At 42.3% G+C, this 21,802-nt stretch carries 18 protein-coding genes, 1 pseudogene and 1 riboswitch; of the genes and pseudogenes, 18 read left to right on the top strand and 1 reads right to left on the bottom strand.

Annotated features, from left to right (window positions below):
* The first annotated feature begins 402 nt into the window (after positions 1-402).
* The 3 genes from gyrB to serB all read left to right on the top strand — a co-directional run bounded on the left by gyrB (position 403) and on the right by serB (position 4,862).
* Positions 403-2,355 (top strand): DNA topoisomerase (ATP-hydrolyzing) subunit B, encoded by a 1,953-nt coding sequence (gene gyrB / locus E4T82_RS10215; RefSeq protein WP_135182720.1) that lies wholly within the window; start codon positions 403-405, stop codon positions 2,353-2,355.
* Positions 2,356-2,443: 88 nt separating this feature from the next.
* Positions 2,444-4,168 (top strand): septation ring formation regulator EzrA, encoded by a 1,725-nt coding sequence (ezrA, locus tag E4T82_RS10210; RefSeq protein WP_135182719.1) that lies wholly within the window; start codon positions 2,444-2,446, stop codon positions 4,166-4,168.
* Positions 4,137-4,862 carry a phosphoserine phosphatase SerB gene (gene serB / locus E4T82_RS10205; RefSeq protein ID WP_265588331.1) on the top strand — a complete coding sequence of 242 codons (726 nt, stop codon included), beginning with the start codon at positions 4,137-4,139 and terminating at the stop codon, positions 4,860-4,862. The genes ezrA and serB overlap by 32 nt, the downstream gene beginning before the upstream one ends.
* A gap of 33 nt (positions 4,863-4,895) precedes the next feature.
* On the opposite strand, the gene E4T82_RS10200 is transcribed toward serB, so the two are convergent.
* The gene (locus E4T82_RS10200; protein WP_135182717.1) at positions 4,896-5,357 is read right to left on the bottom strand and encodes a DUF1694 domain-containing protein; all 462 of its coding nucleotides are present in this window, start codon (positions 5,355-5,357) and stop codon (positions 4,896-4,898) included.
* 114 nt (positions 5,358-5,471) lie between these two features.
* Between E4T82_RS10200 and E4T82_RS10195 the strand changes: the two genes are divergently transcribed.
* From E4T82_RS10195 to E4T82_RS10130, 15 genes and pseudogenes are all read left to right on the top strand, one after another.
* Positions 5,472-6,482: a YeiH family protein gene (locus E4T82_RS10195; protein ID WP_135182716.1), complete on the top strand. Its 1,011-nt coding sequence runs from the start codon at positions 5,472-5,474 to the stop codon at positions 6,480-6,482.
* 124 nt (positions 6,483-6,606) lie between these two features.
* Complete coding sequence (eno, locus tag E4T82_RS10190) at positions 6,607-7,914, top strand: surface-displayed alpha-enolase (RefSeq protein ID WP_067085729.1); 1,308 nt, start codon at positions 6,607-6,609, stop codon at positions 7,912-7,914.
* Positions 7,915-8,127: 213 nt separating this feature from the next.
* The gene (gene relB / locus E4T82_RS10185; protein WP_018380798.1) at positions 8,128-8,349 is read left to right on the top strand and encodes a type II toxin-antitoxin system RelB family antitoxin; all 222 of its coding nucleotides are present in this window, start codon (positions 8,128-8,130) and stop codon (positions 8,347-8,349) included.
* 1 nt (position 8,350) lies between these two features.
* Positions 8,351-8,611: a type II toxin-antitoxin system RelE family toxin gene (locus E4T82_RS10180; protein ID WP_135182715.1), complete on the top strand. Its 261-nt coding sequence runs from the start codon at positions 8,351-8,353 to the stop codon at positions 8,609-8,611.
* Between the two features lie 427 nt (positions 8,612-9,038).
* Positions 9,039-9,171: pseudogene (locus E4T82_RS12875) on the top strand (helix-turn-helix domain-containing protein); the annotation flags it as partial.
* Positions 9,172-9,397: 226 nt separating this feature from the next.
* Positions 9,398-9,505: riboswitch (NiCo riboswitch) on the top strand.
* Between the two features lie 58 nt (positions 9,506-9,563).
* On the top strand, positions 9,564-11,390 hold the full coding sequence (locus E4T82_RS10175; protein WP_135182714.1) for a heavy metal translocating P-type ATPase: 1,827 nt from the start codon (positions 9,564-9,566) through the stop codon (positions 11,388-11,390).
* Between the two features lie 549 nt (positions 11,391-11,939).
* Positions 11,940-13,265 (top strand): branched-chain amino acid transport system II carrier protein, encoded by a 1,326-nt coding sequence (gene brnQ, locus E4T82_RS10170; RefSeq protein WP_135182713.1) that lies wholly within the window; start codon positions 11,940-11,942, stop codon positions 13,263-13,265.
* A 133-nt stretch (positions 13,266-13,398) separates the two neighbouring features.
* Positions 13,399-14,106, top strand: a complete 708-nt coding sequence (gene ccdA2, locus E4T82_RS10165) for a thiol-disulfide oxidoreductase-associated membrane protein CcdA2 (RefSeq protein WP_135182712.1) — start codon at positions 13,399-13,401, stop codon at positions 14,104-14,106.
* 32 nt (positions 14,107-14,138) lie between these two features.
* On the top strand, positions 14,139-14,792 hold the full coding sequence (locus tag E4T82_RS10160; RefSeq protein WP_135182711.1) for a redoxin family protein: 654 nt from the start codon (positions 14,139-14,141) through the stop codon (positions 14,790-14,792).
* Positions 14,793-14,802: 10 nt separating this feature from the next.
* Positions 14,803-15,912 (top strand): peptide-methionine (R)-S-oxide reductase MsrB, encoded by a 1,110-nt coding sequence (gene msrB / locus E4T82_RS10155; RefSeq protein ID WP_135182710.1) that lies wholly within the window; start codon positions 14,803-14,805, stop codon positions 15,910-15,912.
* Positions 15,913-16,147: 235 nt separating this feature from the next.
* Positions 16,148-16,882 carry a response regulator transcription factor gene (locus E4T82_RS10150; protein WP_135182709.1) on the top strand — a complete coding sequence of 245 codons (735 nt, stop codon included), beginning with the start codon at positions 16,148-16,150 and terminating at the stop codon, positions 16,880-16,882.
* Positions 16,879-18,573 (top strand): cache domain-containing sensor histidine kinase, encoded by a 1,695-nt coding sequence (locus E4T82_RS10145; RefSeq protein ID WP_135182708.1) that lies wholly within the window; start codon positions 16,879-16,881, stop codon positions 18,571-18,573. Before E4T82_RS10150 ends, E4T82_RS10145 begins: the two co-directional genes overlap by 4 nt.
* Before the next feature lie 116 nt (positions 18,574-18,689).
* Complete coding sequence (locus E4T82_RS10140) at positions 18,690-18,941, top strand: CsbD family protein (protein WP_135182707.1); 252 nt, start codon at positions 18,690-18,692, stop codon at positions 18,939-18,941.
* 405 nt (positions 18,942-19,346) lie between these two features.
* The gene (gene nox / locus E4T82_RS10135; protein WP_135182706.1) at positions 19,347-20,717 is read left to right on the top strand and encodes a H2O-forming NADH oxidase; all 1,371 of its coding nucleotides are present in this window, start codon (positions 19,347-19,349) and stop codon (positions 20,715-20,717) included.
* Positions 20,718-20,780: 63 nt separating this feature from the next.
* On the top strand, positions 20,781-21,734 hold the full coding sequence (locus E4T82_RS10130) for a hypothetical protein (RefSeq protein WP_135182705.1): 954 nt from the start codon (positions 20,781-20,783) through the stop codon (positions 21,732-21,734).
* Positions 21,735-21,802: the final 68 nt, after the last annotated feature.

Here is a 21,802-nt window from a genome sequence, read left to right as displayed (position 1 = left end):
TTAAGGATACGCTGTTTGACCTTACCATCTTTACGATAGCCTTCTACAAGGTAAACATGCGTCCTACCTTCTTTGTTTGTTGTTGTTTTAATAAAAGCCATAGTTCATTATACCATACATAACCATACACAACAAGATAAGACGTTGAAATTTATTAAAAAACCTTACTCTACCAAGGGGGGGAGCAAGGTGGGGGGAAAAAACAAGTGATAAAGTCGGGAAACAGGAGTGAAGAAAGTCTATTTCAGACAGTTCTTGCTCCTTTTTTTGTAGGAAATTTGTGAAAAATATGATATAATAAAGGGTAGTCGTTTGGCGAATATGCTTGCTTGTCAAACAGTAGAGATGTCTACGATATATATGTTTGAAAAGGCGACGTTACCAGAAAATAAAGGAAGAAGAATGACAGAAGAAATCAATAACTTACAGGAAAAAGCACAAGAATACGATGCCAGTCAGATTCAGGTCTTAGAAGGTCTTGAAGCGGTGCGGTTGCGTCCGGGGATGTATATCGGATCGACCTCTAAAGAGGGATTGCATCACTTGGTCTGGGAAATCGTTGACAACTCGATTGACGAAGCTTTGGCTGGTTTTGCGACCTGGATAGACCTCTATATCGAAGCAAATAATTCGATTACCGTCGTTGATAATGGCCGTGGAATCCCTGTGGATATTCAGGAAAAAACAGGACGTCCAGCGGTTGAGACCGTCTTTACGGTTTTACATGCCGGCGGAAAATTCGGCGGTGGCGGCTACAAGGTGTCAGGTGGTTTGCACGGGGTGGGTTCATCCGTTGTCAATGCCCTCTCAACGCAACTAGATGTGCGTGTTTACAAAAATGGCAACGTCTACTACCAAGAATACCGTCGTGGGGAAGTGGTGGCAGATCTTGAAATCATCGGTCAGACTGACAAGACAGGGACAACGGTTCATTTCACACCAGACCCAGAAATTTTTACTGAAACAACCGAATTTGACTTTGCCAAACTCAACAAGCGTGTTCAGGAACTGGCTTTCTTGAACCGTGGCTTGCATTTATCCATTACTGATAAGCGTGAGGGACTAGAGCAAAGTAAGGAATATCACTACGAAGGTGGGATTGCTTCCTACGTGGAATACCTCAATGAAAACAAGGATGTCATCTTTGAAACACCAATCTATACAGACGGTGAAATGGATGATATTACCGTTGAAGTGGCCATGCAGTATACGACAAGTTACCATGAGAATGTCGTCAGCTTTGCCAATAACATTCACACCCACGAGGGGGGGACGCATGAGCAAGGTTTCCGTACAGCCTTGACCCGTGTCATCAATGATTATGCCAAGAAAAATAAAATCCTTAAGGAGAACGAAGACAACTTGACAGGTGAAGATGTCCGCGAAGGCTTGACGGCTGTTATTTCTGTGAAACATCCCGGACCGCAATTTGAAGGGCAAACCAAGACCAAACTTGGAAATAGTGAGGTTGTGAAAATCACGAATCGCCTCTTCTCAGAAGCCTTCTCAGAATTCCTATTAGAGAATCCGCAAATTGCTCGCCGTATCGTAGAAAAAGGAATCTTAGCAAGTAAGGCTCGGATTGCGGCCAAGCGAGCACGGGAAGTGACCCGCAAGAAATCTGGACTAGAAATTTCAAACTTGCCTGGGAAACTAGCCGACTGTTCCTCAAACGATCCAGCCCAGACAGAACTTTTTATCGTAGAGGGAGATTCAGCGGGGGGATCAGCAAAATCAGGACGCAACCGTGAGTTTCAAGCGATCCTGCCAATCCGTGGGAAAATCCTCAATGTTGAAAAAGCGACCATGGATAAGATTCTTGCCAATGAAGAGATTCGTAGCCTCTTCACGGCTATGGGAACGGGCTTTGGAGCTGAATTTGATGTGACGAAGGCGCGCTACCAAAAGCTGGTCATCATGACCGATGCCGATGTCGATGGTGCCCATATCAGAACCTTGCTCTTAACGCTCTTTTACCGCTATATGCGCCCGATTGTGGAAGCAGGTTACGTCTATATTGCCCAACCACCGATTTATGGTGTAAAAGTGGGAAGCGATGTGAAAGAGTACATCCAACCGGGTGTTAATCAAGAGCAGGAATTACAGGAAGCGCTTGAGCGCCATAGCCAAGGACGTTCTAAGCCAACCATTCAGCGTTACAAGGGGCTTGGAGAAATGGATGATCACCAGTTATGGGAAACCACAATGAATCCAGAAAACCGCTTGATGGCGCGTGTTTCAGTTGATGATGCAGCAGAGGCAGACAAAATTTTTGATATGCTCATGGGAGATAAGGTGGAACCTCGTCGCGAATTTATCGAAGAAAATGCGGTTTATTCGACCCTCGATGTTTGATTTTCGAAAAAACAAGTGCATATCGCCAAAAAGTATGATATAATAAAGCGATATTTTCCAGTACAAATTATTATCTAAGGAGATTTACATGTCTAGAGGAACAATCATTTTAATCGTTGCGATTGTTGTTATCTTAATTATTGCCTATATTGTTTGCCTTATCGCCCGTAAACGAAATGATAATTTATTAAACGATTTAGAAGATCGAAAAGAAGAGTTATTCAATTTGCCTGTCAACGACGAGGTCGAAGCGGTGAAGAGCCTACATTTGATTGGCCAAAGTCAGGTATCTTTCCGAGAGTGGAATCAGAAATGGGTTGACTTATCTCTCAATTCTTTTGCAGATATTGAAAACCATATCTTTGAAGCCGAAGCCTTCAATAATTCTTTCCGATTTGTCCGTGCCAAGAATGCGATTGACAGCATTGAAAGCCAAATTGATTTGATTGAAGAAGATATTACAGCTATCCGTCAAGGATTAAAAGACTTAAAGGAACAAGAAGAAAGAAATTCGGGTCGTGTCAAACATGCCTTAGATCTCTTTGATAGCTTGCAAGAATCTGTCCGTGAAAAGGCAGAGCAATACGGAGAAACGTTGCCAGAATTGGAAAAACAACTCAAAAATATTGAAGTTGAATTTTCTGAATTTGTGATGCTGAACTCGTCTGGTGACCCGATTGAAGCCGCAGGCATTTTGGATAAGACGGAAGAGCATATGATTGCTCTCAATCAAATCATGGATCGCATTCCTGCTTTGATTGAAAAAGTTAACAAGTCCTTGCCAGATCAATTGGAAGACTTGGAAGCTGGTTACCGCAAATTAGTCGAAGAAGGCTACCTATTTACAGAAGGAAATATTGAGTCTTGTTTCCAAGAAATTCGAGTGGCCATTCGTGAAACAACTGCCCTCATCGTCTCATTTGATTTGGATGCTGCTGAGGCAGAAATTGGAGAAATCCAAGCCAAGATTGATTACCTATACCAAATCTTTACTCGTGAAATCGAAGCTCACAAGGGAGCTGTTAAGATTAGTAAAAATCTACCAAAATTCCTTGAACATGTTGTGCATAACACAGGTATCTTGACAGAAGAAGCAGAACGCCTCAATCATTCCTACATTTTGGTGGAAAGCAAGCTGTCTCGTATTTCAAAACTAGCTGCTAAATTATCATCGATGGAAACGGTTGTTCATGATAGTATTGCAGAATTAGAAACACCACAAGTGGCTTATTCTATTCTTGAGGAGCGCTTAGAACATGCTCTGACAACCCTCAAACAAATGGAAGAAGAGCAGCTTGTACTAGCGGATTATTTGAAATCTCAAGAAGCATCTGAGACCAATGCGCGTAAGAAAGCAACTCTTTATATCAATCAGTTGCATACCTTGAAACGCTATATGGAAAAACGTAGTTTACCAGGTATTCCAGAAGATTTCCTATCTGTCTTTTTCAGAACCAGTGGCCATGTGGAAGCCTTGTTGGCGGAGTTGGATTACAAACGAATCAATATTGAAATCGTCAATCGTTTGTTAGAAAATGCGACATTTGACATGAACGAATTGGAAGAAGTAGCCTATACCATTGTTCAAAATGCAGCTCTAACAGAGCAGTTGCTTCAATACTCTAACCGCTACCGTTCAGCTAATGCTTCAATTCAGCAGGCCTTTACTCGCGCATTGGCGATTTTTGAGAAGGACTACGACTACCAAGCGGCTTTCGAAGAAATTTCATTTGCCCTAGAAGCTGTTGAGCCAGGGGTGACAGAGCGTTTCGTCCGTTCCTATGAAAAGACGAGAGAAACCATTCGTTACTAAATATAAAAGGCCCTCGGGCTTTTTGTTTTATACAAATAAGGAGAAGAAAATGACAGTAAAAGGGTTATTAGTCATGGATGTGGATAGCACCTTGATTTTAGAAGAAGGGATTGACTTGCTTGGAGAAGAAGCAGGTGTCGGAAGTGAAGTTGCAGACATCACTGAGCGTGCCATGCGGGGAGAACTTAATTTTGAAGAGGCATTAGTTGCACGGGTCACCCTCTTGAAAGGTCTGCCCGTGAGCGTTTTTGACCGTATTTTGGACAAAATCCATTTTACACCAGGGGCTGAAAAGTTGGTAGCAGAATTGCATAGACGAGGCTACAAGGTGGCCGTGGTATCTGGTGGTTTTCATGAGACAGTTGATGTACTTGCAGAAAGATTAGGGATTGACTATGTCAAAGCCAACCGTATGGAAGTAGAGGAGGGGATTCTCACAGGTCGTGTGCTGGGCGATATTGTCACCAAAGATACCAAAAAAGCCTACTTGGAAAAGTGGGCGCTTGAAAATGGTGTAGAGTTGGCGCAGACCATTGCCGTAGGAGATGGAGCAAATGATCTTCCCATGATTCAGACAGCAGGTCTTGGAATCGCCTTTTGCGCCAAGCCTATTGTCCAAGAACAAGCTCCGTATCGCATCAATGAAAAAAATCTTGCCAAGGTTCTGGAATTATTGGATAGGAGGTGCGAATAGATATAAAAATAGGTGTGAACGAAGAGTCCATTCCTATTCTTTTCCCCACGAACCAAACCAGTTCTTCCAAAATGAGGACTTTTTCTCTGTTTTAGCAGGAGTGGGGTGGAGGATTTCTGCGAATTGAGTAGTTAGTTCTGGGTTTTCAATCTGGATCGGGCAATCCGTATGGATAACAAGTCCAAAGATAGCGGCGCAGTCTTCTGAGACAATGGTCGCCTCACATCCTAATTCTTGAGCCTTTTTCAGATAGAAAATCTGTTTTTGACTGTTGATAAAGGGCGAAATTTTGATTAAGACGGGCTTGTAGTCCTGAGTGATTCGTTGCAAGATTTCCTTGAAATGGCTTGCCAGATTCTGTGAGTTTGCCTCCTCAATACTGCACAAGCCAATCACTCGTTCTTCAAAGGTGTTTAAAAATTTGCGCTGCTCGTCGGGATTGAGTTTCAATCCGCCAGCAGCTTGTTGCATAATGATGTTGTTGATATCTTTCATGCTTCCAGTATATCATAAAAGAGGGCGTTGGAAAATAAGGGAATGTTCCCCTGACCCAGAAAAAGAGAGAAAACTATGGTACAATAAGGTCAAGTATGACAAAGGAGGTATAAAATGAAGATACGAATGCGAGAGATTTTACCGGGTTTCGTCCTATCCTTTTTGGTAGCTCTTGTGGCAAAAGGATTGGCAGTCTTTGTTCCGAGCATCGGTGCGGCTAGTTTAGCGATTTGTATCGGGATTGTTTTGGGAAATACGGTTTGCAGAAGCAAGCGCTTGGAAAAGGGGACCAAGTTTTCAGAAAGTAAATTGTTAGAGATTTCAGTAGCGCTACTGGGGCTAACGGTCACCTTTCAGACCATTGGGCACCTAGGTGTGTCTGGGCTCATCTACATCATCTGCATGATGACGGGTGTCATTCTCTTTACCTATTTTTTAGGGCGAAAATTAGGCTTTAAAGACGAAATGTCCCTCATGATTGCTGGGGGAAATGCGGTCTGTGGCTCGTCGGCTATCGGAGCCATTGCGCCCGCCATCAAGGCAGACAGTAAGGATAAGGGGCAGGCTATTGTCCTCATTAACCTCTTAGGAACCATTCTGATGTTTGTACTGCCCTTGATTGGGGTGCAGGTCTTAGGCTTTTCGGATTTGGCCAATAGTGCTCTGACAGGTGGGGTATTGCAGTCAGTAGGGCAAGTAGTGGCATCTGCCAGTCTCATCAACGACACCGTCACTCAATACGCAACATTATTTAAAATTACACGTATTCTCTTTTTAGTGGTCGTGGTCTTTGCCTTTGAACGCTTAATGGCGAAAAAGAATCAGGAAATTTCTGCCGAAAATACGTCTGCTAAATCGATTTTTGCCAGCATTCCGTGGTATATTCTCGCTTTTTTGCTTCTGTGTTGTGTAAACAGCAGCCTACCACTACCCAGCTTTTTAGGTGCCGGATCAAAGTGGTTTAGCACTTGGTTTGAAATTACAGCCCTTGCGGCCATTGGCCTACGATTAGACTTTAAGAAATTTTTGCAAGAAGGACCCAAATTCTTGATGTACATGGGGCTGATTGGTCTTGTGCAAATTGTATTAGCACTAATCTTGATTTTTATTTTAAGAATTGGATAGAAGTGGCAAGACGGAAACGTTATCATTGCAATATATGGGAAATTTATGAGTTTTTCCTTGAAAAAAATGCGATTTTAAGGTAACATGGTTTAGTAAATAAAATTAACTCAAAGGAGAGTAAAAAATGTCAATTATTACTGATGTTTACGCTCGCGAAGTCCTAGACTCACGCGGTAACCCAACACTTGAAGTAGAAGTTTACACTGAATCAGGCGCATTCGGTCGTGGTATGGTTCCTTCAGGAGCTTCTACTGGTGAGCACGAAGCAGTTGAGCTTCGTGATGGAGATAAATCTCGTTACCTTGGTCTTGGTACACAAAAAGCTGTTGATAACGTAAACAACGTTATTGCAGATGCTATCATCGGTTACGATGTACGCGACCAACAAGCTATCGACCGTGCAATGATCGCTCTTGACGGTACTCCAAACAAAGGTAAATTGGGTGCGAACGCAATCCTTGGTGTGTCTATCGCTGTAGCACGTGCTGCTGCTGACTACCTTGAAATCCCACTTTACAGCTACCTTGGTGGATTCAACACAAAAGTTCTTCCAACACCAATGATGAACATCGTTAACGGTGGTTCTCACTCAGATGCGCCAATCGCTTTCCAAGAATTCATGATCTTGCCAGTTGGTGCGCCAACTTTCAAAGAAGGTCTTCGTTGGGGTGCTGAAGTATTCCACGCTTTGAAGAAAATCCTTAAAGCTCGTGGTTTGGTAACAGCTGTTGGTGACGAAGGTGGATTCGCTCCTAAATTTGAAGGAACTGAAGACGGTGTTGAAACAATCATCGAAGCAATCGAAGCAGCTGGTTACGAAGCTGGCGAAAACGGAATCATGATCGGTTTCGACTGTGCATCATCTGAGTTCTACGACAAAGAGCGTAAAGTATACGACTACACTAAATTTGAAGGTGAAGGAGCTGCTGTACGTACTTCTGCAGAGCAAATTGACTACCTTGAAGAGTTGGTAAACAAATACCCAATCATCACTATCGAAGACGGTATGGATGAAAATGACTGGGATGGATGGAAAGCTCTTACTGAACGTCTTGGTAAACGTGTTCAATTGGTTGGTGACGACTTCTTCGTTACAAACACTGACTACCTAGCACGCGGTATCAAAGAAGGAGCTGCAAACTCAATCCTTATCAAAGTAAACCAAATCGGTACACTTACTGAAACATTTGAAGCGATTGAAATGGCGAAAGAAGCTGGTTACACTGCGGTTGTATCACACCGTTCAGGTGAAACTGAAGATTCAACAATCGCTGACATCGCGGTTGCAACAAACGCTGGTCAAATCAAGACAGGTTCATTGTCACGTACTGACCGTATTGCGAAATACAACCAATTGCTTCGTATCGAAGACCAACTTGGTGAAGTTGCAGTTTACAAAGGGTTGAACTCTTTCTACAACTTGAAAAAATAATCTCTTTACGAGATGAGGGCTGAAAAGCCTTGATATGAAGCACTTTGGGGTGTCATCCCAAGGTGCTTTTTTAGAATTTACTACCCTTTGTACTACTCCTAGTGAAAATAGGGTATAGTAAGAGGGCAACCCTTATAAACTTTTGTTATTGTTAGAATTGACAGACGCTCTAAAATGTGTTACAATGTAACACAAAGAGATGAGGTGAATTACATGAGTACAGTTACAATCAGATTAAACCAAGAAGAAGAAACATTTTTCAAAAGCTATGCTCAATTAACAGGGCAAAGCCTTTCTAGTCTATTCAAAAAAGCCTTAGAGCGTGATATTGAAGATGAATATGATTTAAAAATCTATCATCGAGCTTATGCAGAATATAAGGCAGACCCAGAGACAATTAGCCATGCTGATTTTAAGAAAGAGCTAGGCTTGTAATATGTACAGTATAGAGTATTCTAAAAAAGCTCAAAAGCAGATTAAGAAATTAGATAAGCAGATACAGCGGTTGTTATTTGTTTGGATTGATAAGCACTTAGAGGGGACAGATAACCCACGCGCCCACGGTAAAGGTTTAACAGGAAACCATGCTGACGAATGGCGTTATCGTATTGGTGATTATAGGCTTATATGCGATATTCAAGATGATAGGATGGTTATTTTAGCGCTTGAATTTGGGCACAGGAGAGATGTTTATTAGACATAAAAAATAGCACCCGTTAAGGTGCTGTTTTCTTGCCTGCTGAACTCATCAATTCAATACCTTTTTTACTACCCCTCTAATATCTTGTATTTGTTTATAATTTACACTATAGAATGAAAAAGGTAAAAAGTAGGTTAGTAATTTAGCGTATATTAGTGAACTGTTTGATATTTAGATAAGTAGTTACATGTAAAATAAGACGCGAGCGAAGCGAGCATTTAAAAGATATTTCCCGATATAGTGGTATCCTAGACAATAATGTTGTTATTGTCTAGGACGGGATTTTTGAGACCTTTGGCTGAAAAATGAGGGATGAAACTCCGTAGGAGGTTGAAATAGTTCGGGGAACTATTTCAATCGGGAAATATCAAAAGATACTAAATGTAAACGAAATGTATGAAAGGGAGATGAGCCGAGGAGAAATGAGATGAGTGGTGTGAACCAGCCAGCTATTGCTAGAATGGAAACAGGTAAGATAAGCCCTCAGTTTGCTATGGGATTAAAGGTTTCTTAGTCTTGGTAAGATGTTAGCAGTTGTACCATTGGAGCATGAATAAATATAAAAATAGCAGTGATGAAAATACTCAGTTCTCTTGCCTACTGAACAGATAAGTGACTATCCTTTTCTTGAAGAGGTGGTATATGGTAGAATGAGATGAAGTAAAAGAGGGGCAGTCCTCTAGTACCGCTGATTCAGCTGTTTCCTTTTCCAAGCATTTGTTGTGATGTTGTTTCTATTTCCTTGACAGGTCGAGGAATATTTGCTATACTGGTAGCATAAGTGAAATAGAATATGAACAAGCAGTAAATTTTTTTACGTAGCCGGGTCTACAAGTGTGTAGACAGCAGATTGGTTGAGCATCTAAAGCCGAGCATATCTGTGAGACAGTACAAACTGTCCACAGGTGTGCTCTTTTTTCTGTTTTTCATATCAAAAGGAGGAACTATTATGAATGCTATTGTGAAAACGACAAGAGGAATTTTCTTTCTCATCGGAACGCTCGGTCTGGGATTGGGGCTGGTATTGGAACATATTTTGAGTAGCTGGGCCATTGGTTGCTTCGTCTTAGCCATTCTATTGCTAGGAGGTCCGATTGGGAAAGACGTTTTCAAAGAGATGTTGGAAACAGGGGATTTTCAAGTAGATTTGTTGATGATCTTATCTGCACTAGGAGCAGTTTCTATCGGTTATGTTAGCGAGGCAGCAATCTTGCTCTTTATCTTTGCGGCCTCTGAAGTGTTGGAAGACTATGTGTATAGGAAGTCCATGAAAACAATGGAAACCTTGATGACACAAGTTCCTCAACAAGCAAGTGTCCTGATGGAGGATGGACAAGCGGAGCTACGATTGATTGATGATATTTGCATTGGGGACATTCTCATAGTAGCAAAGGGAGAACAAATAGCCCTCGATGGGGAAGCCCAAGAGCCGATGCAAGTAGATGAAAGTCTGTTGACAGGTGAGTGTCTTCCAGTCACAAAAGAAAGTGGAGATACAGTCTTTGCAGGAACGCTGAATGTGGGTGATACGGCTAGTTATCGGGTTGTTAAAGATAGTAGTGACAGTCGGTATGCGCAAATTGTCTCGCTGATTCAAGCAGCGAGCAGCAGCCAAAGTAAGCGTGATGAGCGGATTCATCAACTCCAAAAGAAGTACATGATACTGGTCTTAGTGGGGGTTCTTGTCTTTATTTTAGGTTTGATGTATGGGCAAGGGCAACCCTTTGTTGCGGCTTTCTATCGTGGTATGATTTTATTGACGGTTGCGAGTCCCTGTGCCTTGATTGCATCCATTACGCCTGCTATGTTGAGTGCGATGAGCTTTAGCGCTAAGCAGGGAATCTTGATCAAAAATGGCCAGGCCTTGGAAAATATGATGCACTTATCAGTACTCTGTACGGATAAAACAGGGACCGTCACAACAGGAGAATTTCGGGTCAGTGATTACCAGTTAGACAATCCAGAGCTTTTGCCGCTACTGTTATACATGGAAAGTAGGTCCTCTCATCCCTTAGCAACCTCTATCTTGAGTCATTTTAAGGACGTGGCCTATGGAGCACTAGCAGATACCAAGCCTGTTAAGGAATGTGTAGGACATGGGATACAGATGGGAGATGTGTTGATTGGAAATCAGCAGTTTGTCCAATCGTGTATCGATCCACATCATTATTTGGATAAAAAGAGTCATGGGACCTTATTGTTTGTAGCCCAAGCTGAACGAATCGTAGGCTATATTGAACTGGTGGATACTATCCGTGATGAGGCAGAAGGCTTGATCGCTTCTTTGAAAGAGGCAGGGGTAGACGTTGTCATGTTGACAGGAGATAGGGCGGAGACAGCGCAATTTGTCGCAGATGAATTGCAGATTGAGACTGTTCATGCCCAGTGTCTCCCAGAGGATAAGGTGGCTTACTTACAGCAGTATGCAAGGCAAGACAAAGTGGTTGGCATGATTGGCGATGGCTTAAATGATGCGCCAAACTTGGCCTATGCAGCGGTTGGGATTGCTATGGGTGGTGGCACAGATGTGGCGCTTGAGATGAGCGATATCATCATGATTCATAACAGCCTGACCAAGGTAGGCTTACTCTATCAACTGAGTCGCAAATACGGCCGTATCACTCGTTGGAATATCGTCTTTTCCATCTCTGTTATTCTTGTTTTAATCCTGCTGAATGTGATGGGAATTCTAGACCTGACCGAGGGGGTATTTTTTCATGAAATGTCGACCATCCTTGTCATCTTAAATGGTTTGAGGCTTCTTAAGGGAACTTAAGCTAGAACTGACTATTGCTATGCTCTAAAGGCTAAAAAGGGTCAGACTTTGCATTCAGCCTTAGACATAGACAAATCCAAGAACTATTTAAACAGGTTGCAAAGCTTGTCATTGGATTTTTCGATTTTCGCGAGTGAGCTTCGTCAGATACTTTTCGCTGTGGTAAAAGTGGTGTTATTACAAGTAGTGACGCTACTCGGAAATGGTGAGACCTTGGGCTCAGCATTTATAGTGGATTGAGAAAGGAATGGAGCAAGGAGCAGCAGATAGAACTGAAGTTCATCAAATCAAGTCAACAACGTCTAGTTTTGATTTTCAAAGATTATAAGGTACTGTCTGCGTCTCAGCTCTTTATCTGAACGGTCATTCATTTGACCATAAAATCGATGATTTTGATGATGACCTCTCACACTCGTTCTTACACACTTACGCGATGACAAATTCGTATGAAGATTCTGAATTTACAAAACCTTTAAAAATGAAGAGTTTCTGTCATCTTACAAAGAGTTTTTGGTATAATAAAGACTATTGAATTAAAAGGAGATTTTCATGATTAAAAAGGGTTCCTTAACAGGTTTACTCCTGTTTGGTATATTTTTTGGAGCAGGAAATTTAATCTTTCCGCCTACACTTGGTGCCTTATCAGGCGAGCATTTTGGGTCAGCCATTAGTGGCTTTGTGTTATCAGGAGTCGGAATTGCTGTCTTGACCCTTATCATTGGGACCTTAAATCCTAAAGGTTATGTCTATGAAATTTCACGCAAGATTGCACCGTGGTTTGCAACGACCTATCTGGTAGCGCTCTACCTGTCTATCGGTCCTTTCTTTGCGATACCACGGACAGCGACAACAGCTTATGAAGTGGGAATTGCCCCTCTGCTAGCTGGTAACAGCCAGTGGGGGCTGCTCGTCTTTACTATTCTCTACTTTATTGCAGCCTATCTCATTTCACTTAATCCCTCTAAAATCTTAGACCTAGTAGGGAGAATCTTGACTCCTGTCTTTGCCCTATTGATTGTGGTGTTGGTCATCTTAGGGGCTACAAAATACGGTAGTAACAGTCCGATGGTAGCATCAGGAACCTACGTGACCTCGGCATTCGGAACAGGATTTTTAGAGGGTTACAATACACTAGATGCCCTAGCTTCAGTCGCTTTCAGTGTGATTGCGGTTGAGACCATGAAGCAGCTCGGTTTTGCCTCTAAAAAAGAATATGTATCGACCATTTGGGTGGTAGGAATCGTTGTGGCTCTGGGCTTTAGTGCTCTTTATATCGGCCTTGGTTTCCTGGGCAACCATTTCCCAATTCCAGCAGAGATAATGGCTTCTGATACCAACAAGGGGGTCTATGTGCTATCGCAAGCAACACAAGCCATCTTTGGCTCAACTGCCCAGATTTTCCTAGCTATCATGGTGACCATGACCTGCTTTACAACGACAGTCGGTTTGATTGTATCGACATCCGAGTTTTTTGTCAAAACCTTCCCACAGTTGGGGTATAAGGCATATGCAACGATCTTTACCTTGATTGGCTTTGGGATTGCCAATATCGGTCTTTCAGCCATCATTTCCTACTCCGTCCCAGTACTACAAATTCTCTATCCGATTACCATTGCCATTGTTTTAATTGTCATTGTCAATCGCTTGGTTCCCCTATCAAAAATAGGAATGCAGCTGACCATTGCCTTGGTGAGTATCGTAGCCTTTGCGACGATTATCGGTACACAATTCAAATTGGACGGATTAAGTAAGCTTATCAAAGCCCTGACATTTGCAGATGCTTCGCTTCCGTGGCTCGTACCAGCCTTGATTGGCTTACTCATCGCTTTTCTATTACCTGATAAACAGGTCGCAGAAAGTTTTGAAATGGAATAATATTTTACATCTATCACGAAAGTGGTAGATTTTTTCGTATCTCATCAAATTCAAGTTTTTCCACATCAAATTCTCTAGTTTTTAGGTGGGAAGAAGACTATACTAGAGATACAAAAAGATAAGGAGTACTGAAATGACCTCAGTTGTATTTCTATTCTCGGTGTTTTTAGCAGGAATCCTATCCTTCTTTTCACCCTGTATCTTACCCCTCTTACCAGTCTATGTTGGAATCTTATTGGACGCAGATGAACCACGAACCGTGCGAGTGTTAGGTTTTGAGATTGCTTGGTATAGCATTGTTAAAACCCTCTTTTTCATCGCAGGACTATCCATGGTCTTTATCACCTTGGGCTACGGGGCTGGTTTCCTAGGAAATCTTCTCTATACGGATTGGTTCCGCTATGTGTTAGGAGCTATCGTTATCATCCTTGGGATTCACCAGATGGGCATCATCAATCTGGCTCTATTGCAAAAGCAAAAGAGCGTTCCATTCAAGCAGAACAAAAAACGCCATGATTTCTACAATGCTTTCTTGCTCGGCTTGACCTTTAGCTTCGGTTGGACACCGTGTATCGGACCAGTTCTTAGTTCTGTTCTTGCAATTGCAGCGTCTGGAGGAGCTGGCGCTTGGCAGGGCGCAATCTTGATGCTCCTCTACACACTAGGACTTGCCCTCCCATTCTTATTGGTAGCCCTCGCTTCCTCATTTGTCCTACGCTACTTCAGCAAACTCAAACCCTACATGGTAACCTTGAAGAAAATGGGTGGCGCCCTCATTATCTTGATGGGAATCTTACTCATGTTAGGCAAGTTAAATATCTTTACCCAGCTATTTGGATAAACAACATAATTCATTATAAAAGGAAAAATCTCATGAAAACTAAAACATTATTACTCGCTAGCCTCTTGTCTGTAGGATTATTGATAGCCTGCTCTGATCAAAAAGCAGACGATATGAAAAAAACAGATGACAGTTCGGTGATGCAAAAAGAAGACAAGATGTCCGATGAAAAGAAAGATATGAATGACGAAAAGATGCCTAACAAAGAGGATATGAAAAAAGACGACATGAAAGAAGGGGGGAACAAAGCGATGAATGATGGAAAACCAGCACCTGATTTTAATTTGGAAGGTGTGGACGGCAAGACTTACAAACTCTCTGATTTCAAGGGGAAGAAAGTCTATCTAAAATTCTGGGCGTCATGGTGTTCCATTTGCCTTTCCACCTTGCAGGATACTGATGACCTTGCTAGTCAGGTAGAAGATGAAGACTATATTATCTTAACAGTAGTATCTCCTGATCACATGGGCGAAAAGTCTGCAGAAGATTTCAAAAAATGGTATGATGGACTTGACTACAAACACACTCCAGTCCTCCTTGATCCAAGCGGGAAATTGTTGCAAGAATACGGTGTTCGTGCTTATCCGACTTCAGCCTTTATCGGCAGTGACGGGGGCTTGGTAGAAGTCCACCCAGGATTTATGGATAAGGCCGGTATCGAAGACAAGCTCAAAGAGATTCACTAGGAGGTAAGATATGGAAGATAAGTCCAAGTTATTCCTCATTCTAGGAGGTGTACTCGTCGTGATTGTAGCCCTTGTATTTGGAAGTCGTTTGTGGATGGTCTCTTCCTCGACATCTATTAAGGATGTTGCAATGAGCCAGACGAATGAAGTCACAAGAAAGGATAAGAAAGACCATATGAAAGAAGATCTTAGAGAAATTTATCTTGCTGGCGGTTGTTTCTGGGGTGTAGAAGAATATTTCTCCCGCGTTTCAGGGGTAGTAGATGCTGTATCGGGCTATGCCAATGGAAAAGGAGACACCACTAAGTACGAATTGATTGGTCAGACAGGTCATGCTGAAACAGTTAAGGTGACCTATGACAAGAACCAAGTGTCGCTCCGCGAAGTTTTGCTCCACTATTTCCGCATCATTGACCCAATCAGTGTCAATAAACAGGGAAATGACCGTGGCACCCAGTACCGAACAGGTGTTTATTATACTGATACAGATGATTTGGCGGTTATTGAAGAGGTCTTTGCTGAACAAGCCGAGAAATTAGACAAACCGCTCGCTGTTGAAAAAGCAACTTTAGCAAACTTCGTAGAAGCAGAAGAATACCACCAAGACTATCTTCGGAAGAATCCGAATGGGTATTGCCATATCAACGTCAATCAGGCTAGCTATCCGGTCATTGATGAACAGTTGTACCACAAACCAAGTGATGAAGAAATCAAGGAAATGCTGACAGCGGAAGAGTATGCGGTGACCCAACAGAATGATACAGAACGAGCTTTCTCAAACCGCTACTGGAATCAATTTGAGGACGGTATCTATGTGGACATTGTAACTGGTGAGCCCCTCTTTTCTTCCAAAGATAAGTATGATTCAGGTTGCGGTTGGCCAAGTTTCTCATGCCCTATTAGCCCAGATGTATCGACTTATAAAGACGATACGAGCTTTAATATGGTGCGGACTGAGGTCAGAAGCCGAGTGGGTGATTCCCACTTGGGACATGTCTTTACAGATGGTCCCAAGGATAAGGGTGGTCTTCGTTACTGTATCAATAGCCTCTCCATCAAGTTTATTCCAAAAGCAGAAATGGAAAGTAAGGGCTATGGCTACCTCTTGGACTATGTCTGATGTGTCTAGTTCTATTAGTTAGTGTATATCTCAAGATAGGCATATCTGTAATCGGCTACAGCCGAAACACCCGCCTATCTTTTTTCAAGTTCAATTGCGTCCAAAACAGGGGAATGTAAAGGTAGTTGAAGGAAGCTCTAGCAGTGGATAAGAACAGTAACGGTGTTTCTCCAGTTGAGTAGATAAAGTGCTATTTTGATGGTGGAGAAGTAGGAGGAAAGGGCAGGAGAGAGACATGTATAAAATGATGATTGTAGAAGATGAGTACCTTGTCCGACAGGGAATTTCGTCCTTGATTGATTTTGAAAGATTGGGTATGGAAGTCTTGGCAGAAGCTGAAAATGGCTTAGAGGCTTGGGACTTGTTCCAAAAGGAGCAGGTAGATATTCTCTTAACCGACATTAACATGCCGCAGATGAACGGTATTCGCTTAGCGCAGCTGGTCAGGGAACACTATCCATCGACCCATATCGTCTTTTTGACGGGTTATGATGACTTTGATTATGCCCTCTCAGCTGTCAAATTAGGAGCAGATGACTATCTCTTGAAGCCCTTCTCTAAGGCGGATGTGGAGGAGATGTTGGTCAAGGTGAAGGAGAAACTCGATGAGGAAGAAACACGTCAACAGATTCGAGACTTGCTCCAGCAAAGTGAGAAATCAAGTTTGGCTCAAGTGATTCAAAATCGCTTGGCAGAACAGGGGCTATCCCTTAAATCCCTAGCTCGTGATTTAGGCTTTAGCCCCTCGCATCTCAGTGTCATCTTGAAAAAAGAGTTGGGGCTACCCTTTCAAGACTACTTGATTCAAGAGCGGATGAAAAAGGCCAAGTTGCTACTGTTGACAACGGATTTGAAAATTTATGAAATAGCAGAGCAGGTCGGTTTTGAAGATATGAACTATTTTTCACAACGCTTTAAGCAGGTCGTAGGAGTAACACCTAGCCAATTTAAAAAAGGAGTGCAAGGATGAAGCGCTATTCTCTTTTTGTCCAATTAGTTGCTTACATTGCTCTCACCATGCTACTGCTTTTAGGTATTGTGGGGGCTAGTTACTACCATACCAGCTCAACGGTTATCCAAGAAACGACCGAACAAAGTACCCAAGATACGATTTCCCAAAGTGGACAGTTTGTCCAATCCTATTTGGAAAAACTAAAAGAAACAACCAAGAGTCTGGCGACCAATGAGCTGGTCAAGGGGTACGCAGAAGATTCTACAGCTGAACATGAGGAGAGTCTCAGAAAACTCTTAGACACGATTTTATCCACAGACCGAGACTTGCTATCTGCTGTACTTATCACCAAATCAGGTCACTTGGTAGCAACAGACGAAGCAATCAGCATGAAAACCTCTAGTGACATGATGAAGGAGGCTTGGTACAAAGCTGCCATTCAGGAGCATGCGATGCCGGTCTTGACCCCAGCTCGCCAGAATTTATCTGAATCAAGTGACAAGTGGGTCGTTTCTATCACCCAAGAGGTGGTCGATAGCAAGGGGGACAATCTCGGCGTTATCCGTCTGGATATTGCCTACGATAGCTTGTCGCGTTATTTGGATAGCCTGCAATTGGGAAAAGATGGCTTTACCTTTATCATCAATAGCAAGCACGAATTTGTCTATCACCCTCAGAAGAGTGTTTATTCTTCTAGTCAGGAGATGAAAGCCTTAGAACCTTATATCCTTGTCCGAAATGGTTATGTTTCTCAAGGGACCGCCTACGTTTACCAGTATCCGATTCCGCAGAGCGACTGGCTGATTATCGGAGTGGCTTCTATGGAAAATCTCCACCAGTTGCAGAAGCAAATCTTCATGTCTTTCCTAGGAACAGGTCTTGTTGTCTTAGGGATTTGTCTCTTGGGCATTTGGTTTATCTTGCGCCACTGGATCAAACCCCTGCGGAATTTGCAGGAGACGATTTTGGCGATTGGAAATGGGAATGCGAGCCTTCGTGCCAGCGAGCAGGGAGCACCTGAATTGGTCAATTTGGCCCATCAGTTTAACCGCATGTTAGACCAAATTGACAAGTTGATGCTGGCGGTTAAAGAAGAAGAGCAAAATGTCCGCAAATACGAACTGCAAGCCCTCTCCAGTCAAATCAATCCACACTTTCTCTATAATACCCTAGACACCATTGTCTGGATGGCGGAGCTTAACAACAGTGCGAAGGTGGTCGAAGTGACCAAGTCGCTCGCTAAGTATTTCCGCCTAGCACTCAATCAGGGCAATGAGCAGATTGCGCTCAAAGATGAGATTGAGCATGTGCGCCAGTATCTCTTTATCCAAAAGCACCGCTATGGAGATAAATTAGCCTATGAAATTGAGGAAGATGCCCGATTTGATGATTTTCAATTACCTAAGCTGGTCTTACAGCCCTTGGTCGAAAATGCCATTTATCATGGTATTAAGGAAATAAAGGGCCAAGGCTTGGTGCGCGTGTCGGTAGCGGAACGAAAGGAGTTTCTTGTCGTATCCATCTATGATAATGGGTCTGGTTTTACAGCCCACGACACGACGGAAAATCTCTTGGTCAAGCTTGGTGGTGTCGGTCTAAAAAATGTGGATCAGCGCTTGCGTTTGCAGTTTGGGTCTACCTATTACATGGATATTGACTCCAAACAGGGAGCTTATACGATTATTTCGCTTTTCTTTCCTAAAAGATAAGTTTTTGGACACTTTTTACCAGTTTGTTTAAAAACGAGGAATAATGAGCAGAATAGTTGAAGCGTATTCAAACTTATGTTATTATATTAACTATAAAATAAAAGGAGGACATGCAAATGTCAGAAGAAAAATTGTCAGCAAAATTGGACCAAGTAACAGGTGGCTTGAAAGAAGCAGCTGGAAAAGTTGTTGGTGATAAGAAGACAGAAGTGGAAGGTCTTGTTGAAAAAACAGCTGGTAAAGCGAAGGAATTGGCAGATGATGCAGTTGACAAAGCAAAAGAACTCACTGAAGATGCCAAAGGTGCTGTAGAGGGCGCTGTAGAAGGCCTTAAAAACGTTTTTGGTAATAAGTCACTATCAAAATGATACCTCGCAAGAGGTATTTTTTCATACTCAAATAATAAGAGTCAGAGTATCAGTGCTCATCAACATTCAATCCTGTCATCTCAGAAGATATAGAGCGTATAAATAAATTCAAAGTATACTCTGGTGAAGAAACTCTCGCTTGATTTGTCTTACTCGTATCTGTAAAGAATGTAGCTCTTGCAAGAGCTGCAGTAACGTTTCAATCTATAGAAATCAGAAGCAATGATAAAAATGTCTGAGTTTGCTTCCACGTATTAAGAATAATCGATTAGGGCTACCGAAAAAAGAGAGTGTTGGGATTGAAAAAATCTGATGATTTTTTGAGCATAACTTTTGTAATCGGTACCAAAATCTAGTATAATATCAACTGTATAAAAATATTTTTTAGGAAAGCGAGATTTACTTATGTCTAAAATCGTTGTTGTTGGTGCAAACCACGCTGGTACAGCTTGTATCAAAACTATGTTAACAAACTATGGTGCTGATAACGAGATTGTTGTATTTGACCAAAACTCAAATATTTCTTTCCTTGGATGTGGAATGGCACTGTGGATTGGCGAGCAAATCTCTGGACCAGAAGGCTTGTTCTACTCTGATAAAGAGCAATTGGAAAGCCTCGGTGCAAAAGTATACATGAACTCACCAGTTGAGTCTGTAGACTATGATAAAAAAGAAGTACATGTCCTTTTAAAAGACGGCAGCAAACACGTTGAGTCCTATGACAAGTTGATTTTCGCGACTGGTTCACAACCAATCTTGCCACCAATTAAGGGTGCAGAAATCAAAGAAGGTTCACGTGAATTTGAAGCAACTCTTAAAAATCTTCAATTCGTTAAATTGTACCAAAACTCAGCAGATGTGATTGAAAAATTAAAAGATGAGGACATCAAACGCGTAGCAGTTGTTGGTGCTGGTTACATCGGTGTTGAGCTTGCTGAAGCCTTTGAACGCAAAGGCAAAGAAGTTATCCTCATCGACGTTGTAGACACTTGCTTGGCAGGTTACTATGACCGCGATTTGACAGATATGATGAGCAAAAACCTTGAAGACCACGGTATCAAATTGGCATTTGGTCAAACCGTACAAGCGATTGAAGGTGACGGTAAGGTAGAGCGTATCGTAACAGATAAAGAAACATTTGACGTTGATATGGTTATCTTGGCAGTTGGTTTCCGTCCAAATACAGGTCTTGGCGATGGTAAGATTGAGCTCTTCCGCAATGGTGCCTTCCTTGTAAACAAAAAACAAGAAACAAGCATCAAAGATGTCTATGCAATCGGTGACTGTGCGACTGTTTATGACAACTCAATCGGTGACACAAATTACATCGCCCTCGCGACAAACGCTGTTCGTTCAGGTATCGTAGCTGCTCACAACGTATGTGGAACTGAACTTGAGTCAATCGGTGTGCAAGGTTCAAATGGTATTGCAATCTATGATCTTAAAATGGTATCAACTGGTTTGACGCTTGAAAAAGCAAAACGCTTTGGCTACAACGCTGTTGTTACTGAATTTACAGACAACCAAAAACCAGAATTCATCGAACATGACAACTTCCCAGTAACACTGAAAATTGTTTACGATAAAGATACACGTGTTGTTCTTGGAGCACAAATGGCTTCTAAGGAAGATATGTCAATGGGTATCCATATGTTCTCACTTGCTATCCAAGAAAAAGTTACAATCGAACGCTTAGCGCTTCTTGACATCTTCTTCTTGCCACACTTCAACAAGCCATATAACTATATTACTATGGCAGCTTTGGGTGCAGAGTAAGAAACGTATCAATCTGGAAGTAGGTGCTTCCAGATTTTTTCTGTCTATATTTAGGGAAAGAAGATGAAAGAGAATAAAAATAAAGGGATTATTGGATTTATCATAGGAGGTCTGATTTTTCTCCTAGTTGGTGGTTTAGTGGGTGGCCTTTATGCCCTCAATTCGGGCGCGGAAAACTTGTATGAGCGAGGCAAACGCTTTGATCCGTATGGGAACAGTAGCTCGACCTCTATCAAAATTACGGGAATTCTGACCGAGCCGATTGCAGAAGTAGATACAGGAACCTTTATCTACTTGGTGGAGTATGAGGGAAGCGGTTATGTTGGTCTAGAAGCCTCAGCTAGTGATAAGAAACTGCAAGCCCTACTCAAGCAAGCAGAAACCCTGCCAGAACAGCCAATGATTTTAGAGGTGGAAGTCTTTAGTACGAGCTCGCAAGAAGATGGTCAGATTGAAAATTACGAATCCTTGATGAGTGGAATCATTGATCACAGTAGTGATATTGCGCCTGCCTTTGCTTATAGTTCCTATGTTTCACTGTCAGAAGCCAATGCTCTTCGCTGGATTATGTACGGCACAGCTGCTTTTTTGATTGGGATTGGTCTCATACTCTTTGCGCGCGCCTACTCGATTCGTAAAACCAATCATCAGTCTTACGATAACTTGTATCAGGCCTATCCAGAATTAAAGGGGAACTTGGACTTACTTCTGGTAGACGCGGCTTACAGAAATGACCGGTTGCAGATATTGGTCTACAAAGAGCATTTGGTGACCTATTACCGCGGGTTTAATGCAGTCGCCTTACCAGATGTGGAACGCTTGTATAGTCAAACGATTCGACATCGCTATAGTTTCTTTACAATTGCACGGGATGAATACTTAATGGTCCACAGGAGAGGAGTCAAGCGTGCCCTCACCATGCAGTACAAATCAGCTAAGAAAGAAACAGATATGGAGCTGCAAGGACTGTTGGACTACTTGGTTGAACAGTACCCTGAGATGCAGATTGGGTTTTAAGAAATAGAAAAGGAGTGCCAATTCTAAAAGATTGGCGCTTTTTTTCATACTTTTTGATATAATAAAAG

The organism is Streptococcus cuniculi (assembly GCF_004570575.1).
Lineage (GTDB): Bacteria > Bacillota > Bacilli > Lactobacillales > Streptococcaceae > Streptococcus > Streptococcus cuniculi_A.
This window is presented reverse-complemented; position numbering and strand designations above follow the sequence as displayed.

Coding starts and splice junctions, on each gene's coding strand:
- gyrB (WP_135182720.1), top strand. CDS start 403: ATGACAGAAGAAATCAATAACTTACAGGAAAAAGCACAAGAATACGAT.
- ezrA (WP_135182719.1), top strand. CDS start 2,444: ATGTCTAGAGGAACAATCATTTTAATCGTTGCGATTGTTGTTATCTTA.
- serB (WP_265588331.1), top strand. CDS start 4,137: ATGAAAAGACGAGAGAAACCATTCGTTACTAAATATAAAAGGCCCTCG.
- E4T82_RS10200 (WP_135182717.1), bottom strand. CDS start 5,357: ATGAAAGATATCAACAACATCATTATGCAACAAGCTGCTGGCGGATTG.
- E4T82_RS10195 (WP_135182716.1), top strand. CDS start 5,472: ATGAAGATACGAATGCGAGAGATTTTACCGGGTTTCGTCCTATCCTTT.
- eno (WP_067085729.1), top strand. CDS start 6,607: ATGTCAATTATTACTGATGTTTACGCTCGCGAAGTCCTAGACTCACGC.
- relB (WP_018380798.1), top strand. CDS start 8,128: ATGAGTACAGTTACAATCAGATTAAACCAAGAAGAAGAAACATTTTTC.
- E4T82_RS10180 (WP_135182715.1), top strand. CDS start 8,351: ATGTACAGTATAGAGTATTCTAAAAAAGCTCAAAAGCAGATTAAGAAA.
- E4T82_RS10175 (WP_135182714.1), top strand. CDS start 9,564: ATGAATGCTATTGTGAAAACGACAAGAGGAATTTTCTTTCTCATCGGA.
- brnQ (WP_135182713.1), top strand. CDS start 11,940: ATGATTAAAAAGGGTTCCTTAACAGGTTTACTCCTGTTTGGTATATTT.
- ccdA2 (WP_135182712.1), top strand. CDS start 13,399: ATGACCTCAGTTGTATTTCTATTCTCGGTGTTTTTAGCAGGAATCCTA.
- E4T82_RS10160 (WP_135182711.1), top strand. CDS start 14,139: ATGAAAACTAAAACATTATTACTCGCTAGCCTCTTGTCTGTAGGATTA.
- msrB (WP_135182710.1), top strand. CDS start 14,803: ATGGAAGATAAGTCCAAGTTATTCCTCATTCTAGGAGGTGTACTCGTC.
- E4T82_RS10150 (WP_135182709.1), top strand. CDS start 16,148: ATGTATAAAATGATGATTGTAGAAGATGAGTACCTTGTCCGACAGGGA.
- E4T82_RS10145 (WP_135182708.1), top strand. CDS start 16,879: ATGAAGCGCTATTCTCTTTTTGTCCAATTAGTTGCTTACATTGCTCTC.
- E4T82_RS10140 (WP_135182707.1), top strand. CDS start 18,690: ATGTCAGAAGAAAAATTGTCAGCAAAATTGGACCAAGTAACAGGTGGC.
- nox (WP_135182706.1), top strand. CDS start 19,347: ATGTCTAAAATCGTTGTTGTTGGTGCAAACCACGCTGGTACAGCTTGT.
- E4T82_RS10130 (WP_135182705.1), top strand. CDS start 20,781: ATGAAAGAGAATAAAAATAAAGGGATTATTGGATTTATCATAGGAGGT.